The 17,215-nt window shown below is 64.4% G+C and carries 21 protein-coding genes and 2 pseudogenes; 10 read left to right on the forward strand and 13 right to left on the reverse strand.

Annotated features, from left to right (window positions below):
• Nucleotide 1: 1 nt before the first annotated feature.
• A complete protein-coding gene (locus tag IVA78_RS15350) occupies nucleotides 2-811 on the reverse strand; it encodes a hypothetical protein (RefSeq protein ID WP_247466199.1) in 810 nt (269 codons plus the stop codon).
• Between the two features lie 368 nt (nucleotides 812-1,179).
• Here IVA78_RS15350 and IVA78_RS15355 point away from each other — a divergent pair, with 368 nt between their 5' ends.
• A complete protein-coding gene (locus IVA78_RS15355; protein WP_247278603.1) occupies nucleotides 1,180-2,373 on the forward strand; it encodes a L,D-transpeptidase in 1,194 nt (397 codons plus the stop codon).
• 162 nt (nucleotides 2,374-2,535) lie between these two features.
• Complete coding sequence (locus tag IVA78_RS15360) at nucleotides 2,536-3,504, forward strand: NAD-dependent epimerase/dehydratase family protein (protein WP_247466202.1); 969 nt, start codon at nucleotides 2,536-2,538, stop codon at nucleotides 3,502-3,504.
• A 55-nt stretch (nucleotides 3,505-3,559) separates the two neighbouring features.
• On the opposite strand, the gene IVA78_RS15365 is transcribed toward IVA78_RS15360, so the two are convergent.
• Together IVA78_RS15365 and IVA78_RS15370 are read right to left on the reverse strand one after the other, a co-directional pair.
• A complete protein-coding gene (locus tag IVA78_RS15365) occupies nucleotides 3,560-4,522 on the reverse strand; it encodes a D-2-hydroxyacid dehydrogenase family protein (protein WP_247466205.1) in 963 nt (320 codons plus the stop codon).
• Nucleotides 4,523-4,653: 131 nt separating this feature from the next.
• A complete protein-coding gene (locus IVA78_RS15370) occupies nucleotides 4,654-4,869 on the reverse strand; it encodes a hypothetical protein (protein ID WP_247466208.1) in 216 nt (71 codons plus the stop codon).
• A gap of 233 nt (nucleotides 4,870-5,102) precedes the next feature.
• On the opposite strand from IVA78_RS15370, the gene ettA reads away from it, so the two are divergent.
• Nucleotides 5,103-6,752, forward strand: coding sequence for an energy-dependent translational throttle protein EttA (gene ettA, locus IVA78_RS15375; RefSeq protein WP_247466211.1), 1,650 nt, complete (start codon nucleotides 5,103-5,105; stop codon nucleotides 6,750-6,752).
• Between the two features lie 7 nt (nucleotides 6,753-6,759).
• A complete protein-coding gene (locus IVA78_RS15380; RefSeq protein ID WP_247466214.1) occupies nucleotides 6,760-7,986 on the forward strand; it encodes a lytic murein transglycosylase in 1,227 nt (408 codons plus the stop codon).
• Between the two features lie 77 nt (nucleotides 7,987-8,063).
• On the opposite strand, the gene IVA78_RS15385 is transcribed toward IVA78_RS15380, so the two are convergent.
• Both IVA78_RS15385 and IVA78_RS15390 read right to left on the reverse strand, forming a co-directional pair.
• Nucleotides 8,064-8,345 carry a hypothetical protein gene (locus IVA78_RS15385; RefSeq protein WP_247278404.1) on the reverse strand — a complete coding sequence of 94 codons (282 nt, stop codon included), beginning with the start codon at nucleotides 8,343-8,345 and terminating at the stop codon, nucleotides 8,064-8,066.
• A 211-nt stretch (nucleotides 8,346-8,556) separates the two neighbouring features.
• A complete protein-coding gene (locus IVA78_RS15390) occupies nucleotides 8,557-8,880 on the reverse strand; it encodes a hypothetical protein (RefSeq protein ID WP_247466500.1) in 324 nt (107 codons plus the stop codon).
• Between the two features lie 126 nt (nucleotides 8,881-9,006).
• On the opposite strand from IVA78_RS15390, the gene IVA78_RS15395 reads away from it, so the two are divergent.
• The 3 genes from IVA78_RS15395 (at nucleotide 9,007) to bfr (ending at nucleotide 10,371) form a co-directional block, all read left to right on the forward strand.
• On the forward strand, nucleotides 9,007-9,315 hold the full coding sequence (locus tag IVA78_RS15395; protein WP_247466503.1) for a hypothetical protein: 309 nt from the start codon (nucleotides 9,007-9,009) through the stop codon (nucleotides 9,313-9,315).
• Nucleotides 9,316-9,474: 159 nt separating this feature from the next.
• Complete coding sequence (locus tag IVA78_RS15400) at nucleotides 9,475-9,747, forward strand: (2Fe-2S)-binding protein (RefSeq protein ID WP_247278405.1); 273 nt, start codon at nucleotides 9,475-9,477, stop codon at nucleotides 9,745-9,747.
• A gap of 135 nt (nucleotides 9,748-9,882) precedes the next feature.
• On the forward strand, nucleotides 9,883-10,371 hold the full coding sequence (gene bfr / locus IVA78_RS15405; protein ID WP_247278406.1) for a bacterioferritin: 489 nt from the start codon (nucleotides 9,883-9,885) through the stop codon (nucleotides 10,369-10,371).
• 69 nt (nucleotides 10,372-10,440) lie between these two features.
• Here bfr and IVA78_RS15410 read toward each other — a convergent pair.
• Both IVA78_RS15410 and IVA78_RS15415 read right to left on the reverse strand, forming a co-directional pair.
• A pseudogene (locus IVA78_RS15410) lies at nucleotides 10,441-11,042 on the reverse strand (MSMEG_1061 family FMN-dependent PPOX-type flavoprotein).
• 231 nt (nucleotides 11,043-11,273) lie between these two features.
• Nucleotides 11,274-12,336 (reverse strand): annotated as a pseudogene (locus IVA78_RS15415) (alpha/beta fold hydrolase).
• A gap of 124 nt (nucleotides 12,337-12,460) precedes the next feature.
• On the opposite strand from IVA78_RS15415, the gene IVA78_RS15420 reads away from it, so the two are divergent.
• Nucleotides 12,461-12,727 carry a DUF2277 domain-containing protein gene (locus tag IVA78_RS15420; protein WP_247278408.1) on the forward strand — a complete coding sequence of 89 codons (267 nt, stop codon included), beginning with the start codon at nucleotides 12,461-12,463 and terminating at the stop codon, nucleotides 12,725-12,727.
• 97 nt (nucleotides 12,728-12,824) lie between these two features.
• Nucleotides 12,825-13,037, forward strand: a complete 213-nt coding sequence (locus IVA78_RS15425) for a hypothetical protein (RefSeq protein WP_247466216.1) — start codon at nucleotides 12,825-12,827, stop codon at nucleotides 13,035-13,037.
• A gap of 9 nt (nucleotides 13,038-13,046) precedes the next feature.
• Here the strand turns inward: IVA78_RS15425 and IVA78_RS15430 are convergent, their stop codons facing one another.
• The 3 genes from IVA78_RS15430 to fabG all read right to left on the reverse strand — a co-directional run bounded on the left by IVA78_RS15430 (nucleotide 13,047) and on the right by fabG (nucleotide 15,012).
• Nucleotides 13,047-13,565, reverse strand: a complete 519-nt coding sequence (locus IVA78_RS15430; RefSeq protein ID WP_247466219.1) for a collagen-like protein — start codon at nucleotides 13,563-13,565, stop codon at nucleotides 13,047-13,049.
• 106 nt (nucleotides 13,566-13,671) lie between these two features.
• Nucleotides 13,672-13,920, reverse strand: a complete 249-nt coding sequence (locus IVA78_RS15435; RefSeq protein WP_247466222.1) for a helix-turn-helix domain-containing protein — start codon at nucleotides 13,918-13,920, stop codon at nucleotides 13,672-13,674.
• A gap of 324 nt (nucleotides 13,921-14,244) precedes the next feature.
• The gene (gene fabG, locus IVA78_RS15440) at nucleotides 14,245-15,012 is read right to left on the reverse strand and encodes a 3-oxoacyl-ACP reductase FabG (RefSeq protein WP_247278412.1); all 768 of its coding nucleotides are present in this window, start codon (nucleotides 15,010-15,012) and stop codon (nucleotides 14,245-14,247) included.
• Nucleotides 15,013-15,123: 111 nt separating this feature from the next.
• On the opposite strand from fabG, the gene IVA78_RS15445 reads away from it, so the two are divergent.
• Nucleotides 15,124-15,609 (forward strand): J domain-containing protein, encoded by a 486-nt coding sequence (locus IVA78_RS15445; RefSeq protein WP_247466225.1) that lies wholly within the window; start codon nucleotides 15,124-15,126, stop codon nucleotides 15,607-15,609.
• A gap of 87 nt (nucleotides 15,610-15,696) precedes the next feature.
• On the opposite strand, the gene IVA78_RS15450 is transcribed toward IVA78_RS15445, so the two are convergent.
• From IVA78_RS15450 to IVA78_RS15460, 3 genes are all read right to left on the reverse strand, one after another.
• The gene (locus IVA78_RS15450) at nucleotides 15,697-15,948 is read right to left on the reverse strand and encodes a hypothetical protein (protein WP_247278414.1); all 252 of its coding nucleotides are present in this window, start codon (nucleotides 15,946-15,948) and stop codon (nucleotides 15,697-15,699) included.
• 242 nt (nucleotides 15,949-16,190) lie between these two features.
• On the reverse strand, nucleotides 16,191-16,451 hold the full coding sequence (locus IVA78_RS15455; protein WP_247278415.1) for a hypothetical protein: 261 nt from the start codon (nucleotides 16,449-16,451) through the stop codon (nucleotides 16,191-16,193).
• Nucleotides 16,452-16,608: 157 nt separating this feature from the next.
• Nucleotides 16,609-16,992, reverse strand: a complete 384-nt coding sequence (locus IVA78_RS15460; RefSeq protein ID WP_247466227.1) for a RidA family protein — start codon at nucleotides 16,990-16,992, stop codon at nucleotides 16,609-16,611.
• Nucleotides 16,993-17,215 lie beyond the last annotated feature (223 nt).

Here is a 17,215-nt window from a genome sequence, read left to right on the forward strand (position 1 = left end):
CTTACTGGCGGGTGCGTGTGGCCGTTGTTGCTAGCGTCTGCCGCTGTCCGAACGGATCGAGCTGTTGCTGCAACTGCTGAGGCGGCGGGCGCCGCACCACGCGGTGCCGCTTCTTGACCTTCGCCTTGCGCTTGGTCGCCTTGCTGTCCGATGCGCTGCTGCCCGTCTTGGTGCTCTCGGCCTTGGGCTTCGCCGGGGCATCCTTCACCGCCGTCGTCGCCGGGGCGTCTAGCGCGGCCATCTTGGCCGCGGCGACATCGAGCGCCGAGGAGGTCAGGACGACACTGGAATCAAAGGCAACACTGGAATCAGCAGGCGGCGGCCCGCCGACTGTTACGGCAGCGGCCGGCTGCGTCTCGGGGATCGATGCCGTGGTGTCGGCAGGGGTGAGCGTGTCGGTGGGAGCCGGCGCTGCGGCGTCTGGCGTGGTCTCGGCCTTGAGGGGTTCGGCGGTCGGAGCCTGGGCCTGGGGCGCGGTTTCAGTGACATCCGGCTGAACGTCGGTCACGGTCGTTGCTGCGACCAGCGGCTCGGGCTCACTCACCGGCAGTGCGATCGTCGGCACCTGGTCGCGCAGCGACGGTGCGGGATCGGCGGTGATCTCCGGCTCCGCCCGTAAGACCGCGAGCACGGGCTGAGCCGGCTCTGGCGCCTGCGCAAACATCTTCTCCTGCGGGCCGTTTCGCCAGGAGGGGCTGCTGACATACTGCTCATGGCTCGCCCGCAGCAGCGCGGCGGCCCCTAGGCCGAACACCAGGATGGAGGTTGACAGCAGGATCGCGGCAAACAGGAAGCGAAAGCCGGGAAGCATCGAGCGGTTGCGAATTTCCGCCCCGGCGGCAAATGGCCAGGGCCCAAGAGCCATCTGAACGCGGTGGACGGTACTGAGTGCCGCGTTCGCCACGCGGGGGTCGGAGTTCAAAAAGGTGACGAATCAGGCTGATTCGACCATATCGCAACGCTCGGCATCGCTTCGTTAAATTCGAGGCCGAACACCGCGGCAATTGACGGCGCGATGAGATTTCCGCCCCCGTGATGCAACGGGGCAACGGTAGTCTTGCGGATCACAAATCGGCAAATCCGGCGCAAATGAGCCTGATACGTCTTGAATGTGCCGCTATCTTCCGTCATCTGGCCGTTAACGGTCCGATCGGGCTTGGGGACTATACAAGAGCGATGATGATCAAACACTTTCTGACGATATGCGCTGCCGCGACAGTCGCTGCGGCGGGAACCTCGCTCGCTCAAGCTCAGAGCTATCCGGTCCAGCAGGCGCCGGGCTATGGCCCTCCGGCTGAATATCGTCCGGGCGATCGCACGCCGAACTTCGACGCCCTGGACGAAGACGACGACGCGATGCCGCAGGCCTCGCTGCCGCCGCCCGGACCGGCGGACGATCCGCGCTACGGCCGTCCGGCCGGCGCGCCGCCGGTTTATTCGGCCGCCCCGCAGGGCCCGGTGATGTCGCCGGATGATCCGCGTTATGGCCGCCCGGCCGGCGCTCCGCCGGTCTACTCGGCGGCGCCGCCCCAGGGCCCCGTGATGTCGCCCGACGATCCCCGCTACGGCCGGCCCGCCGGTCCGCCGCCGGTGATCTATGCCAATCGTCCGGGCCAGGCACCGGCCAATGACGGCCTGCGTCCGCCGGAGGCCGTTGGTGGTCCCGCCGCGACCGGTACGGTCCAGGCCGGCCAGCCGCCCGTCGGCGCCGATGGCCGGCCGATGACGATCGCGTCGCTACCGCCCGAGGAGCAGCCGGATGCTGCTCCCGCGCAGCTGCCTCAGAACCTGCGCCGCCAGGAAGTCGCGTTCCAGACCAAGGAGCCGGCCGGCACGCTCGTGGTCGATACGCCACACACCTACCTCTATTACGTGCTCGGCAACGGCCGCGCGATCCGCTACGGCGTCCGCGTCGGCCGCGACGGCTTCACCTGGACCGGCGTGCAGAAGATCACCCGCAAGGCCGAGTGGCCGGATTGGCATCCGCCGACCGAAATGATCGAGCGCCAGCCCTATCTGCCGCGCTTCATGGCCGGTGGCCCCGGCAATCCGCTCGGCGCCCGCGCGATGTATCTCGGCTCGACCGTCTACCGCATCCACGGCACCAACCAGCCCTCGACGATCGGCAAGTTCGTCTCCTCCGGCTGCATTGGCATGCTGAACGAGGACGTCTCCGACCTGTTCGACCGCGTCAAGGTCGGCACCCGCGTGGTGGTGCTGCCGGGCGGCCCGCCGCCGGGAACGGCGACCGCATCCGCTGCGCCGACGCCGGGTGCTGCCGGTCCGGCTCCGATGGCCGCCCAGGCCGGTCCCGTCCCGGGCACGCAGCCGACGGTGGTGCCGCCGCTGCCTGCGCCGGTCACCGTGCGCTAGGCCGATCGCTCAAACATCGATCGAGAAACGGCGCGTGCGCTTCGGCCACGCGCCGTAATCATTTGACGCATCCTTTCCGCCGCGTCCGCACGTTCGCTCGCTTGAATCCGGGCCGGGGTCAACTACGTCCCGGCTGGTTGCCACGAATGCGAGAAACACAAGATGCGAATCTTTGTTGCGGGCGCCACCGGTGCCGTCGGTCGCAAGCTCGTCCCCCTCCTTGTCGCCACCGGTCATTCTGTCATCGCCTCAACCCGGAGCGCCGCGAAGGCCGGCCTTCTCGAGGAGCTTGGTGCCGAATCCGTCGTTGCTGATGGTCTCGATGCGGGGAGCATGCGCGCGGCCGTAAAGGCGGCACGGCCGGACGTGGTCATCCATGAGATGACCGATCTCGCCGCAGCTACCGACCTGCGGCATTTCGATCGCGCGTTCGCGAGAACCAACGAGTTGCGCACTCGCGGAACCGACATTCTGCTCGCGGCCGCGCGCGAGGCCGGCGCCAAGCGCTTCATTGCCCAGAGCTTCTGCGGTTGGACCTTCAGCCGCGACGGGGGAGCGATCAAGACAGAAGCGGATCAGCTTGACCCCAATCCGCCGCAGGAACTTCGCCGCACCCTGGAAGCGATCCAGTATCTGGAGCGTGCGGTGCTGGCATCGACTAGGCCCGAAGGGATCGTGCTGCGTTATGGATTCTTCTATGGCCCGGACACCGGCACGCTGTCGCCGCAGATGAGAGAGCAGCTTCGTCGCCGTCGCGTGCCGGTGATCGGCAATGGCGGTGGCTACTGGTCATTCATTCACACCGAAGATGCCGCCTCTGCGACGGTCGCCGCCATCGAGCGCGGACGCGCAGGCGAGATCTACAACATCGTCGACGACCGTCCGGCCCTGGTCAGGGACTGGCTGCCGGCGCTCGCCGAATTGCTCGGTGCTAAGCCGCCGCTTCACGTGCCCGCATGGCTCGGGCGGCTGCTTGCGGGCGAGCATATGACGGCGATGATGACCGAGGTGCGCGGCGCCTCCAACGCCAAGGCCAAGCGCGAACTGGCTTGGCTGCCGGCACACCCGTCCTGGCGTGATGGCTTTGCCGACGCCGCAAGCTCTTCCGCCGGCCAGCGCTCGGCGGCCTGAGATCATGCTCAACAACGCTTGCAGCGAGCGATGATCATCCCGATTTCATGGCGTTTCAGGCCAGCTTGCGCGGCAGTTCGCCGCCCCTGGTGAAGGCGTCGATCGCCTCGACCATCTGGCCGTAATGGATGCGCAGGCCGTCCGCAGTGGCGTAGCCGAGATGCGGCGTCAACACGAGGTTGTCGAGCTTGCGGAAGGGATGATCGATCGGCAGCGGCTCGACCGAGAACACATCCAAGCCGGCGCCTGCGATCTTCCTCTGCTGCAAGGCCTCGAGCAGCGCCTGCTCGTCCACGATCGGCCCGCGCGCGGTGTTGACGAGGAAGGCGGTCGGCTTCATCCGCGCGAGATCGGCGCGGCCGACCAGCCCGCGCGAGCGCTCGCTCAGCACCACATGGATGGTGACGATGTCGGCTTTCGCGAACAGCTCATCCTTGCTGGCGTAGCCGACGCCGGCCTCCTTGCACTTCTCCGGCGTCAGGTTCGGGCTCCAGGCGATCACGTTCATGCCGAACGCCTTGGCGATCCCTGCCATCTTGCTGCCGAGCTTGCCGAGCCCGACGATGCCGAGCGTCAGTCCCTCGATCTCGATGCCGGCAAAGGTCTGCCAGAACCCGCCGGCATGCATGCGCGCATTCTCGCGGCCGATGCCGCGGGTCAGTTCCAGGATCAGGCCCATGGCGAGCGGGGCGGTCGGATCGCGCGAATATTGCGTGCCGCCGATGGCGACGCCACGCACCTTCGCGGCCTCCATGTCGATGGCGGCGTTGCGCATGCCGGAGGTCAAGAGCAGCTTCAGCTTCGGCAGCTTGTCGAACAGGCTCTTCGGAAATGCCGTGCGCTCGCGCATGGCGCAGATGATCTCGAAGTCGGCCAGCGCGCTCGCCGCGGCCTGCTCGGACGCAAATGGGTGGCTGAACACGGTGACGTCGACGCGGTCGGAGAGCTTTGGCCAGTCGGCGACGTCGAGGGCGAGGTTGAAATAATCGTCGAGAATTGCACAGCGCAGCCGCGTCATCAGCATTCATCCATGGCGAGAGGTGACGGCGCGATCGGGGGGGCGCCCTCGTCGGAGCCGGGCCATGGTTGCGCGCAATTATGCCTGCGCGCAAGCAGCTGGCGTCTTCAAAAAATCCGATAGGGGCGGGCTCAGAGGTCGCGGGGCTTCAGGCGGAACGGCGCGTCCATGCCGTGCTTGGCGCGCCAGGCCGGGCCGGGGCCGCGCATGTAGTGCAATTCCGGCCGGTACGGGTTGAAGGCGGTGGCGAAGAAGCGCTTCCAGAAGCTCTGGATCTCCGAAACGAATCTGGAGACGTGCCCGGCGTCTGCCGGACCGGGGAGAGAGTTGGTCTCGATCATGGCCATGACGCTGTCTCGCTGTGCTCCCCGTTCATTCTGAGCGGGTGGCGCTGTTTCCGCGCGACACCGAGCTTTGGCCTGATTTATTAAAAGATGGTTTCAATTGTCCGGATCGGTGGCCGGATGGTGTCCGTTCCGTATTCAACCGTAGTGAAGGGACGGAAAACATTGCCCTTTGGGGGCGGGATCGCTACATCGGCGGCAGCAAATTTCCTCAAATCGAAGGTTTCACGGGACCGATGGCGCGCCAGTTCATCTATTTCATGCAGGGCCTGACCAAGAGCTACCCGACCCGGAAGGTGCTCGATAACGTTCATCTGAGCTTCTACCCGGACGCCAAGATCGGCGTGCTCGGCGTCAACGGCTCGGGCAAGTCGACCCTGCTCAAGATCATGGCCGGCCTCGACAAGGAATACACCGGTGAGGCCTGGGTCGCCGAAGGCGCCCGCGTCGGCTATCTCGAGCAGGAGCCGCAGCTCGATCCCAAGCTTTCTGTGCGCGAGAACGTCATGCAGGGCGTCGCCAAGCAGAAGGCGATTCTCGACCGTTACAACGAACTCGCGGTCAATTATTCGGACGAGACCGCGGACGAGATGACCAAGCTCCAGGACGAGATCGAGGCCCAGGGCCTCTGGGATCTCGACAGCAAGGTCGACCAGGCTATGGACGCGCTGCGCTGCCCGCCCGACGATGCCGATGTGACGAAACTCTCCGGCGGTGAGCGCCGCCGCGTCGCGCTATGCAAGCTGCTGCTCGACCAGCCCGAGCTGTTGCTGCTGGACGAACCGACCAACCATCTCGATGCCGAGTCCGTGTCGTGGCTCGAAGGGCATTTGCGCAATTATCCCGGCGCGATCCTGATCGTCACCCACGACCGCTATTTCCTCGACAACGTGACGGGTTGGATCCTCGAGCTCGACCGCGGCCGCGGCATTCCCTATGAGGGCAATTACTCGTCCTGGCTGGTGCAGAAGCAGAAGCGCCTCGAGCAGGAAGGCCGCGAGGACGCCGCGCATCAGAAGACGCTCGCTCGCGAGCAGGAATGGGTCGCCTCCTCGCCGAAGGCGCGCCAGGCCAAGTCAAAGGCGCGCTACCAGCGCTATGAGGAGCTACTCAAGAAGGCGAGCGAGAAGCAGACCCAGACCGCACAGATCATCATCCCGGTTGCCGAGCGGCTCGGCGCCAACGTGGTCGATTTCGAGGGGCTCAGCAAAGGCTTCGGCGATCGTCTCCTGATCGACGACCTCACGTTCAAGCTGCCGCCAGGTGGTATCGTCGGCGTCATCGGTCCCAACGGCGCCGGCAAAACCACTTTGTTCAGGATGATCACGGGCCAGGAGAACCCGGACTCCGGCACGATCACGGTCGGCGAGACCGTGCATCTTGGCTATGTCGATCAGTCGCGCGATGCGCTCGACGGCAAGAAGACCGTGTGGGAGGAGATCTCCGGCGGCAACGAATTGATCCTGCTCGGCAAGAAGGAAGTGAACTCGCGCGGCTATTGCTCGGCGTTCAACTTCAAGGGTGCCGACCAGCAGAAGAAGGTCGGCGCACTCTCCGGCGGAGAGCGCAACCGCGTGCACCTCGCCAAGATGCTCAAGTCCGGCGCCAACGTGCTGCTGCTCGACGAACCGACCAACGACCTCGACGTCGATACGCTACGCGCGCTCGAAGAGGCGCTGGAGGATTTCGCTGGCTGCGCTGTCATCATCAGCCACGATCGCTGGTTCCTCGACCGCATCGCGACGCACATCCTCGCGTTCGAGGGCGACAGCCATGTCGAATGGTTCGAGGGCAACTTCCAGGATTACGAGAAGGACAAGATGCGCCGACTCGGCCAGGACAGCATCATTCCGCACCGCGTGAAGTACAAGAAGCTGACGCGGTGATTTCGGCATGATGTGGCGGGCGCTCATCGCTGCGGTGATCACTGTCACTTGTGGCCTGTCGCCCGCCCGCGCCGCCGACGCAGCTTTCACACAGTTCGTCGCCTCGCTGTGGCCCGAGGCGCAGGCCGCCGGCGTCTCGCGCGCGACCTTCGAGGAACAGACGCGCGGGCTCGAGCCCGACTACAAGCTGCCCGATCTGATCCTGCCGGGGCGGCCCGCCACCGGTGCGCCGTCGCAGGCCGAGTTCGTGCAGGTGCCCGCCGACTACGTCAAGGAAGCCTCGATCGCACGGCTTGCAGGCGAGGGGCAGCGGCTGCTGCAAAAATATCGCACCGCGCTGACCGAGATCGAAAAGAAATCCGGTGTACCTGCGACCGTCATGCTCGCGATCTGGGGCCGCGAGACCGATTACGGCCGCTACACGCTGCCTTACGATCTCGTCCGCGTGCTGGCGACACAGGCCTATGTCGGACGCCGCAAGGATCAGTACCGCAACGAGTTCATCCTCTCGCTGAAGATCCTCGGCGAGGGCGTGGTGACGCGCAAGGACATGCGCTCGTCCTGGGCCGGTGCGACCGGCCTCACTCAGTTCCTGCCGTCCGAATATTACAAGCACGGGGTCGATTTCGACGGCGACGGCCGCATCGATATCTGGCATTCGGTGCCGGATGCGCTGGCGTCCGCCGCGCAGCAACTCGTCAACAAGGGCTGGCAAAGTGGCGTGCGCTGGGCCTACGAGGTGCAGGCGCCGGCCAAGCTCGATTGCACCACCGGCGTGCCCGAGGTGACGAAGCCGATCGGCCAGTGGCTGCGCGAAGGCTTCGTGCCGGTGCGCGGGCAGAAACTCAGCGCGGCCGAGCAGGCGCAGCCGGCCTCGTTGCTCCAGCCCGAAGGGATCTACGGCCCGTCGTTCCTGACCACGAAGAACTACTTCGTCATCAAGGAGTACAATTTCTCCGATCTCTACGTGCTGTTCGTCGGCCATCTCAGTGACCGCATGACCAGCCCGCTGCCTTTCGCAACGCCCTGGTCAGCTTCGAAGCAGTTGCGCACCAAGGACGTCGAGACCATGCAGCGCGGTCTCACGCGCATCGGGCTCTACAAGGACAAGATCGACGGCAAGGCGGGCATGCAGACCCGCGCCGCGCTCGGCGCCTATCAGAAGTCGGCGGGCCTCAAGGTCGATTGCTGGCCGAACGAAGAGGTGCTGCGCTCGATCCAGGCTGCGCGATAGCGCAGCAAAAGAAAAAGCCCGGCCGAGATGCTCGGCCGGGCTTCGTTCGCGGCGCGTCTGAGCGCCACGCGATCGGATCAGTAGCAGACGCGGACCGGGCGGACGACCCAGCCGTAGCCGTCCCAATACCGCTCACGCCGCCAGTAGCAGGGTGCGGGCGGCGGGGGCTCAGCCACGTAAACGGGGCCGCCATAGGCGGGACGGCTCGACGCGATGGCGCCGCCGACGATCGCGCCGCCGATCAGGCCGGCCGCGATGCCGGCGCCGACGCCATCATGCGCCTTCGCGGACGGTGTCGCGGTCACCAGCGAACCGGCGACTGTCGCAACCGTGAGGGCAGCAACTAAAGTCTTCTTCATGCTCAGGGCTCTCCTGGGAGATGGGCTCACCTTGTTAGAGGCGCCCGGGTTTCAAAGGTTCACGCACACTCTGATGGAATTGACCGTTGGGCTAGGAAGCGCGCAAATGGTCAATCCACGGTAAACGCACACGGAGCTGTGACGAGAAAAAGCGGTCTTTTTCAGGCTCCAAGATGAACGGCGCCTCCGTAATGAACCGGTTCACGGCGACTCAGCCGCAGACCCTGACGCGGCGGGCGCGCCAAGCGTAGCCGTCCCAGAAGCGCTGCTTCTGCCAGACACACCCGCCGCCGTAATAATCGTCGGCGACATAGCCCGGGCCCGGAGCGTAGTAGCGGGGCGGATAGTAGCCGGGCTCGTAATAGCCCGGGCTCGGTCCGTAATAATACGGAGACGCCAGCGCGCCGCCGACAAGGGCGCCGCCGATGATCCCGGCCGCCACGCCCGCAGCGACGCCGCGTTGCGCATGGGCGGGTGCTCCGGCCGTCAGGGCCAGAGTGACGATGGCAGCGGCTGCCACGAGCGACTTCTTCATTGGCTTGACCTTTCGCGCAATCATGCGGAACTCTTTGGGGGCAGAGTTCCATACTTCGCTTGAATGATCAATGAACGGCGCCCTTGCGGGGTACGACCAATTAGTATGGACCGCAGCTCCGAGGCGATGATGAGCAACGCGTTGGCAAATGCATTGATTGCGGCCGGGATCGTCTTCGCGATCGGCTACGGCTGGATCACATATCTCCAAAACCGCGGACGCCGGTCCCGCGCAGCAGCCGCTAGCGATGGAGGCAGTAGCAGCGGCGATAGCTACTCGGGGACGAGCGACGGCTTCTCGCTGGGAAGCTGGTTTTCCAGTGACAGTTCGGGGAGCTCGACTGACGGCGGCAGCTGTTCCAGCAGCGATGGCGGCGGCAGCGGCGGGGATTGCGGGGGCGGCAGCGATGGCGGGGGAGGCGGTGGCGGCGACTAGGTCCGCTGCAATCTTGATCCAGCGCAACGCCCTATTTTAGAGCCGTTCTAGCCCTTGCGAGCCAGTTTGGAATAGCTTCAAATTCCGATTTTTCCTTTTGCATCCGGCCGCCCCCTTAAATATCGATGTTGACGCATCACCGAAGGGCCTGCCGCTTCCATGATCGTTTGTTCTTGTAACGTGCTGAGCGATGACGACATCCGCGCCGCCGTCGCCGAGTCCGACGACGCCGTGCGCCATGCCAAGCAGGTTTATGGGTGCCTCGGCTGTAACGCCGAATGCGGCCGCTGTGCCCGGACCATCAAAACCATCATCGACGAAGCGCTTGGCCCTTGTGCCCAATCCTGCTGTGCCGGCTGTCCGCACAGCCACACTGTGGCCGCCAATGACGAGACGGTCGAACCCGCTCAGTTCGCGCTCGCAGCCTGCTGAAACCTTCCATATGGTCTGCTGAGCTTTTCCCCCGGCTGCGTGCCCACTAGCCGGTTGCCCTCGCCCGCAAACTCATTTAGAAGCATTCTAAATTCGGTTTAGGGCCGATTTGGACTGCAAGAGCTGGAGTGAACCATGCAGGGCGACGCAAAGGTCATCGAATATCTCAATAAGGCACTGCGTCACGAACTGACTGCGATCAACCAGTATTGGCTGCATTACCGTTTCCTCGACAATTGGGGCCTGCTGGACATGGCCAAGGTCTGGCGCAAGGAGTCGATCGAGGAGATGGAGCATGCCGACAAGCTCACCGCGCGCATTCTGTTCTTCGACGGCTTTCCGAACATGCAGGTGCTCGATCCCTTGCGCATCGGCCAGAACGTCAAGGAGATCATCGAGTGCGACCTCGCCGCCGAGATGAGCGCCCGGGCGCTCTACCAGGAAGCGGCGACCTACTGCCATGGCGTCAAGGACTACGTCACGCGTGACCTGTTCGAGAAGCTGATGAGCGACGAGGAGCATCACATCGATTTCCTCGAAACCCAGCTCGACCTGATCGGCCGTATTGGCATCGAACTCTACACGCAGAAGCACGTCGGCGGGCTCGAAGGCGAGGGGCATTAATCTGGCGCGTTAGCGCTGCATTCCCCACTGTCGTCCCGGCCTTCGCCGGGACGACACCGGTTGCGCCAGCTACAGCTGCGTCTTGTAGAGCTCCTCCACGATCTCCTGACTCTGCGGCTCACCGAGGCTGGTCTGCTCGTGGATGATTTCGACGATGCTCGGCATCACCGAGCGCTGCACCTTCTCCGGTGACCATAGCTTCGAGCGCATCAGCGCCTTGCCGCAGTGGAAATAGACTCGCTGACGGCGACGTTCAGTACCGCGCGCGGCGGCTTGCCGAATTCCACCATCGAGGCAAGCAGATCCGGATCAGCCGATAACGTGCCGCGTCCGCCGACGCGCAGCGTCTCGTCGATCCCTGGTACGAAGAACAACAGGTGCACGAAGCCCGAGCCTTCGACGACGTTGCGAAAACTGTCGATCCGGTTGTTGCCGGAGCGGTCGGGCATCAACAGCTGGTTCGGACCGGCAACGTGGACGAAGCCGATGCCGCCGCCGCGGGGCGAAGCGTCGACGCTGCCGTCCGCTCCCGATGTCGCGAGCACGCAGAACGGCGACATCTCGATGAATTTCTTCGCATGCGCATCGATCGCGGGCCGCGCTTTCGCAATGACGCGCGGCGATGGCTTGGCATAGATGGTGGCGAGGTCTTCGGCGCAAAGATCGGTCAACGGCATGCCTCCGCTTCTGGTTTCCCTCAAGCTACCCGATCAGGCGCCTCCAGCCAACGAAATCCATACCGCTAAACCGCATCCGCCGACGAAAGGCGCGATTGTCCCGCGCGTCGATTCGTATCGTCGGCGCGATTAACCGAGCTGTCAGCGCAATGCATTGCTCAAATCATATGCGGCGTCGAGGCGCTGCATATGTTGCCTTGCGAGATGAGGGCGCGTGTGGCGCTCCTACATCGTCCGCTGCGGCGCCGTCTGCAGAAATTGCCTGATTTGCTCGCTGTAGAATTTCGCATTGCCGGTGGTGCCGTGGCCGCGCGTCTCAGTGCTCGCTGGGATCAGGAAGAGTCGGCCGTTCTTGACCCGCTTCATCGCAGCGTCCGTAATGCCAGTCTCGGGTGGGTTGCGCTCGTCGTCGGCGGAATTGATCAGAAGCAGCGGGGCTTCGATTTGCTCCAGCTTCTCCCCGGCATTGTAGTCATGCGAGGACTCCCACTGATAAACGAAGTCGTTGGCATCCGCAGTGATCGGCGTCGCGAGCCGATCGTCGACGATCTTGTCGGCCTTCGCTGCTGTCGGCGCCTGCTGCTGATAGGCCAGCGTGCCGCCGATGCTGGCGATGCCATAGGCCGTGATGGCGTATTTCATCATGCGCGGCTGGCTGGTGTAATTGCCGCCATTGTAATCGGGATCGTTGCGGATGGTGTCGAGCATGATCCGCCGCAGCATCCAGTTGCGGGAGGCCATCTCGGTCGGCTGCGAGGCCATCGGGATCAGCGCGTCCATCGCGCTCGGGAATTTTTCCGCCCCACAGCCAAGTGTGCATGCCGCCCATCGAATTGCCGATGACGAGCCGCAGATGCTTGATGCCGGGGCCCTCCGTCACCAGGCGATGTTGCGCCTCGACCATGTCGTCGTAATTGTACTTCGGAAATCTCGTCTTCAGGCCGTCGGACGGCTTTGATGATTTGCCATGGCCGATGCTGTCGGGAATGATGATGTAGTATTTGGAGGCATCGAGCGGTTGCCCGGCGCCGAACAGCTCGCCGGCAAAGGCGGGCGACAGCATGCTCGCGCCCGAGCCGCCTGTTCCGTGCAGCACCAGCACGGGCTGTCCGCTCGGCTCGCCGACGGTGGTGTAGTGCAGCTTCAGCTCCGGCATGGTCTCGCCGGTGTGGAACTTGAACTCCCTGGCGATCCAGTCGCCTTGGTTCGGCGCCGGATAGTCGGCTGCCCATGCTGACGTTGAGATGGAAAGCAGAACGGCCGACAAGGCCGCGCAAGAAGCCTTCATGTTTCTCTCCCCATGCGGCACGTATTGGGCGGCCGCGTTGCCACGGAACTTAACAGAAGTGCGGGGAAGGATGTAGGATTTCGCCGTTGACGACCGTCCTGGGGGATATATCCGGAGAGACTGCATGTGCCGCAACATCAAGACGCTGTTCAACTTCGAACCACCGGCGACGGAGGACGAGATCCACGCCAGCGCGCTCCAGTTCGTGCGAAAGCTGTCCGGCTTCAACAAGCCGTCGCAGGCCAATGAGGAGGTGTTCGAGCGCGCGGTGGCGGAAGTCTCGGAGGCGGCGCGGCGGCTGTTGGCCTCGCTGCACACCCATGCGCCGGCGCGCGACCGCGAGGTCGAGGCGGAAAAGGCAAAGGAGCGCTCGCGGCTGCGGTTCGGATAGGTTTTCCCGATAGCCCATTCCGTGATCTGGCTCACGGAAGCAAGAATCCTACTGCGCGATGATCACCGCCGGGATTTTGACAGCCCGGAGCAGGATCATGAGCCGCCCCCTTCTTCCTCTGAAAGCAGGTGCCATCGTCCTCACAGTGCTGTGGACTGCCTGGATGATGTGGTGGGGCGGCTCCTTCTCGAGCATGAACATGATCATCCTCGCCCTGTGCGGCGCCGCAGTGGGCTATCTCTGGTATCGCGCCATGCGCTGGCAGTTCGAGCGCATGGGCATGCTGCCGCGACGCGAAAACAAGGACTAGGCTCGTCTGCTAACCCTTGCTGCCGTGCTTCTTCTTTTTCTTCTTTTTCCTATCGACCTCTTCTTCGTCGTCGCTTCCGTCATCGGCGATCGGCTCGTCGGGCTCCTGCACGGCGGCCTCCAGCGCCTCACGCTCGGCGGCTTCACGCTCGCGCTGGCGGCGGCGTTCGTCCCAGGCGTCGAAGAGTTGCTCGAGCCACGGCAGCACCTGTTCGATCGACGGCAATTGGCCGGGCGGTCCGGCCTCGCCACGCGGGCCCTGCGGCCCCGCCGGCCCCTGCGGTCCGACAGGCCCCTGCGCGCCGGCCGGTCCGCGCGGACCGGCTTCGCCTTGCTTGCCTTGCGGACCGGGCTTGCCTGGCGGTCCGGCCTTTCCGATCGGCCCCGGCTTGCCTTGCGGACCCGGCTTGCCGCGCGCGCCGTCGGGGCCGCGCCGGCCCGGATGACCCTGTGGTCCCGGCCGTCCCGGCTCACCCTGCCGCCCGCGCGGTCCCTGAGGTCCCTGCCGTCGTCCCTGATCGTCTGCCACGCCGCTGCTCCTGTCACGGAAGCAAGCTACTTAGCGGCGTTTGACGACAGCAGCAATTCCGCCCGCGTCTCGCACGGGATCGGCCAACATCAATCGGCACCGCGCGCTAATCCTGATAGGCGGGCACGTCGATTCCGGAGGCGGCATAGAGCCGGATCTTGTTGCGCAGCGTGCGCACCGACAGGCCGAGCACGCGCGAGGCACGCGTGCGGTTGCCGTCGCAGCGCGCCAGGGTCTGGAGCACGAGCTCGCGCTCGACCTCGTCGACGGTCGCGCCGATCAGCAACGGAACGATCTGGTTGGGTGCAAGGAATTGCGCGCCCGGCTGGGACGCGGCGACATGAACAGTGGTCATCAACATACTCCCCGATCAACGCCCGCTTCCATCATTGGAAGCGGATCGAGAACAAACGACCCCCAAGCCGTAGATGTACGGTGGTCGGGTTTGGTTAACGAAAGGTTAACCGTGGACGATCGCACCAATTGACCTCAGCAATGCCGCGAAGCCGCCGCGATTGGCGCGGGATGGGAGCTGATGCGGGTCGATCTCGCGTCACATACCGTGTCATCGTCCGCGAAAGCGGACGATCCAGTACCCCGCGGCACCTCGTGAGACATCAGACTCTCTGGAATACTGGATCGCCCGCCTGCGCGGGCGGTGACAGCGCGTATCCCTCGTTCACACCGTCCGATATCCGCCGTCCACCATCACGATCGTTCCCGTGACAAAGGCCGACAGATCCGAGGCCAAGAAGATTGCCGGTCCCACGATGTCCTCGGGCTTGCCGGTGCGCGCCAGCGGGGTGTGATCGACGAAGGCCTGCACCAGCGCCGGATTGGTCGCGCGCACATTGGCGTTGATGTTGGTCTCGATGAAGCCGGGCCCGATCGCGTTGACGCGCACGCCTTCCTTGCCGAGCTCGACCGCGAGCGCTTTGGTGAAGCCGAGCACGCCGTGTTTCGAGGTGGTATAGGCCGCCGAGCTCGGCGTGCGCAGATGCACGAAGGACTGGATCGAACCGATATTGACGATGCGGCCCTTGCTCGCGCGCAAGGGCGCGAGGAACGCCTGCGTCATGTTGAAGACGCCGTTGAGATTGAGTGAGATAATGTCGTTCCAATCCTTGGCCACCGTCTCCGTCTCGGCGGTGAAGGCGTTGCGGCGGGTGATGCCGGCATTGTTGACGAGGATCGAGACCTGCCCGACCTTGTCGGCGATTTGCTGTGCCAGCGCGAAGCAATCCTCGCGCCTGGTCACGTCCAGCGCAAAGCTCTCGGCCTTGCCCCCAGCTTTGCGGATCTCCTGCGCGGCCTCCGCCACCGTGTCGGCATTGACGTCGAGCAGCACCACTTGCGCGCCTTCCCGCGCGTAGCCGGCCGCAATCGCCCGGCCGATGCCGGAACCGGCGCCGGTGACCACGGCGATGTGGTTTGCGAGCAATGCCATGACAGTTTCCTCCCGATTTCTTTGCGAAGTTTCACGAAAACCTAACTCGAAATTAAGGGGTCGGAAACGGCGACCTTGGCATATTGATCTTGATTGCTAAACGTTGCGCGCATGATGGAACGGCTTGAATCGTGGAAACTGGCGCTTGAGCGCCTGCGGTCGGCGCAGTCTGCCGATTGGGCCGAGGCGGGCCGCTTAGTGGCCGAGATCGCGCGGATGAGCAGCGACGTCACGCTGCGCCAGGCGGCGGAGCAGGCGCTGCCGGTGCTGCGCCAGGCCGCGGACAATGACGATCACAGCGTCACGCTGGCGGCCCAGCGCCGCGTCGGCGTGGTCCTCGATGTCATTCATGATCTGACCGCTCCGCGCTTCGGTCGCCGCAATGCCATGCCGAAGAAGCTGTCGCGCGAGGATCGCGCCCGCAAGGTTCTCGGCCTGCCGCTCGCCGTGCAGCTCACTTGCGAGGACATCAACCGGGCCTATCGTCGCGCCGCCAAGGACATGCATCCCGACCATGGCGGCAGCGCGCAAGCCTTCATCGACCTCGCCGCCGCGCGCGACATCCTGATTCATCCGGGTGCACACAAGGACGCTTGAGAGCGGGTCAGCTCACGTTCACGCAAAAAAACGGCCGGGCAAGAACGCTGGCGTCCTTGCACGGCTCTTCGTCCGCCGATCGAATCGTTACCAGGTGCAATGGCCGTTCCTGAGCGCCTGATCTTTCACCATCAACGCATCGCCGAACGTCGGGACGGTCGCGCTGACGCGGGCATAGTCGGAAGGCCAGGGCATGGTCGGGATGCTCTCGTCCCAGATCTGGCAGAAGCCGGTGTCCTGCCAGCGGATCAGGTGATAGCCGGCCTCGGCAGGGCTCGCAGCGACGAACGCAGTGACGGCAAGACCGACGGCTGCGCAGAGCACGGAAATACGATGCATGATCAGCTCCTCAAAATGAAAGATGGGATGCGCCTCCCGACAATGACGGGGAGGGGCGGTGCGGGACGTTTTTGGCATACGCCCCGGACAAGATGTGAGTAGGTCCGCGGGCCGATCGGGTTCAAAGCGGACACGCGGGAAAATGCGTGAATTTGGCCCGGAAAACGCGAGCCCTCTTCCGAAAAGAAAAGGGCGGATCGCCTGTGCGATCCGCCCTTCAAACCCGGTCCGTTGCGTCAGCTTCAGAGCGTGCAGCGGCGCTCCGAGCGCAGCTTGATCTGGAGGTCGGAGGCGGCCTGGAAGGTCGGCAGCGGCTTGCTGACGACCTTGTAGGTCGACACGCCGAACTGGAACGGCTTGTATTGCAGGTCCTCGTTCCAGACCTGGCAGATGCCGGTGTTGTCCCAGCGGATCACGTAATAGCCGGCCTTCGCCGAAGCGGGCACGGCGAACACGGAAGAAGCGATGCCGGCAACGGCACAGAGCGCGAGTGCGCGACGCATGAAGTATCTCCTTGTGGGGGAAGTGTGTGACGCGAAAATTCGTGCGGTAAAAGCAGGTTCTTGGCAAGCCGGGGAACGGCCGTTCACGGACATGTCAGACAGCGCCGGGCATTTGGTTTGGCCGCGTGCCCGGCAAGTCACACGCACTTCGTGCGGCTCACTTCGACAGCGATGCCACCGCTTCGATCTCGATCAGCATCTTCGGATCGGGCAGCGCCTGCACCACGCAAGTTGTGCGCGCGGGGTAGGGCGGCGGGCCGAAGGCGCCGGCATAGAGCGCGTTCATGGCGGCGACGTCCGCGGCGCGGGTCAGGAGCACGTTGACCTTGGCGAGGTCGCGGATGGTCGCGCCGGCCTCGTCGAGCACGCGTCTGATGTTGACGACGACGTTGGCGAACTGCGCCTCGAACCCATCGGGCAGCGCGCCATTGGCATCGAAGCCGGGAATGCCGGAGACGAACAGGAGGTCGCCGACGCGCGTGGCAAAGGACAGCGGCGGGGCCTTGACGTGCGGCGGGGGCGCGAAATGCTGGATCGGCATGGGATCACCTCGGTCGGTGTTCTCGTGTTTCAGGAGCGTAGCGGCAGGCCGGGGCCGCTCAAAACAAAATATGCGAAAACAACCCCATGCACAGTAGAAAAGCCGAGACGTGTCAACGTGTTCGGTAAGTCCGAAATAATCATTGACCCGTCGGGCAAAACACTGGCAGAATGGCATCATGGCGACAATGCGCTGTAGCTTCAAACTCCACCGTCATGCCCCG

The organism is Bradyrhizobium sp. 137 (assembly GCF_023074095.1).
Taxonomy (GTDB): Bacteria; Pseudomonadota; Alphaproteobacteria; order Rhizobiales; family Xanthobacteraceae; genus Bradyrhizobium.

Excerpts from the sequence above, each read along its gene's own strand:
- IVA78_RS15350 (WP_247466199.1), bottom strand. The coding sequence starts at position 811 with ATGCTTCCCGGCTTTCGCTTCCTGTTTGCCGCGATCCTGCTGTCAACC.
- IVA78_RS15355 (WP_247278603.1), top strand. The coding sequence starts at position 1,180 with ATGATCAAACACTTTCTGACGATATGCGCTGCCGCGACAGTCGCTGCG.
- IVA78_RS15360 (WP_247466202.1), top strand. The coding sequence starts at position 2,536 with ATGCGAATCTTTGTTGCGGGCGCCACCGGTGCCGTCGGTCGCAAGCTC.
- IVA78_RS15365 (WP_247466205.1), bottom strand. The coding sequence starts at position 4,522 with ATGACGCGGCTGCGCTGTGCAATTCTCGACGATTATTTCAACCTCGCC.
- IVA78_RS15370 (WP_247466208.1), bottom strand. The coding sequence starts at position 4,869 with ATGGCCATGATCGAGACCAACTCTCTCCCCGGTCCGGCAGACGCCGGG.
- ettA (WP_247466211.1), top strand. The coding sequence starts at position 5,103 with ATGGCGCGCCAGTTCATCTATTTCATGCAGGGCCTGACCAAGAGCTAC.
- IVA78_RS15380 (WP_247466214.1), top strand. The coding sequence starts at position 6,760 with ATGATGTGGCGGGCGCTCATCGCTGCGGTGATCACTGTCACTTGTGGC.
- IVA78_RS15385 (WP_247278404.1), bottom strand. The coding sequence starts at position 8,345 with ATGAAGAAGACTTTAGTTGCTGCCCTCACGGTTGCGACAGTCGCCGGT.
- IVA78_RS15390 (WP_247466500.1), bottom strand. The coding sequence starts at position 8,880 with ATGAAGAAGTCGCTCGTGGCAGCCGCTGCCATCGTCACTCTGGCCCTG.
- IVA78_RS15395 (WP_247466503.1), top strand. The coding sequence starts at position 9,007 with ATGATGAGCAACGCGTTGGCAAATGCATTGATTGCGGCCGGGATCGTC.
- IVA78_RS15400 (WP_247278405.1), top strand. The coding sequence starts at position 9,475 with ATGATCGTTTGTTCTTGTAACGTGCTGAGCGATGACGACATCCGCGCC.
- bfr (WP_247278406.1), top strand. The coding sequence starts at position 9,883 with ATGCAGGGCGACGCAAAGGTCATCGAATATCTCAATAAGGCACTGCGT.
- IVA78_RS15420 (WP_247278408.1), top strand. The coding sequence starts at position 12,461 with ATGTGCCGCAACATCAAGACGCTGTTCAACTTCGAACCACCGGCGACG.
- IVA78_RS15425 (WP_247466216.1), top strand. The coding sequence starts at position 12,825 with ATGAGCCGCCCCCTTCTTCCTCTGAAAGCAGGTGCCATCGTCCTCACA.
- IVA78_RS15435 (WP_247466222.1), bottom strand. The coding sequence starts at position 13,920 with ATGACCACTGTTCATGTCGCCGCGTCCCAGCCGGGCGCGCAATTCCTT.
- fabG (WP_247278412.1), bottom strand. The coding sequence starts at position 15,012 with ATGGCATTGCTCGCAAACCACATCGCCGTGGTCACCGGCGCCGGTTCC.
- IVA78_RS15445 (WP_247466225.1), top strand. The coding sequence starts at position 15,124 with ATGATGGAACGGCTTGAATCGTGGAAACTGGCGCTTGAGCGCCTGCGG.
- IVA78_RS15450 (WP_247278414.1), bottom strand. The coding sequence starts at position 15,948 with ATGCATCGTATTTCCGTGCTCTGCGCAGCCGTCGGTCTTGCCGTCACT.
- IVA78_RS15455 (WP_247278415.1), bottom strand. The coding sequence starts at position 16,451 with ATGCGTCGCGCACTCGCGCTCTGTGCCGTTGCCGGCATCGCTTCTTCC.
- IVA78_RS15460 (WP_247466227.1), bottom strand. The coding sequence starts at position 16,992 with ATGCCGATCCAGCATTTCGCGCCCCCGCCGCACGTCAAGGCCCCGCCG.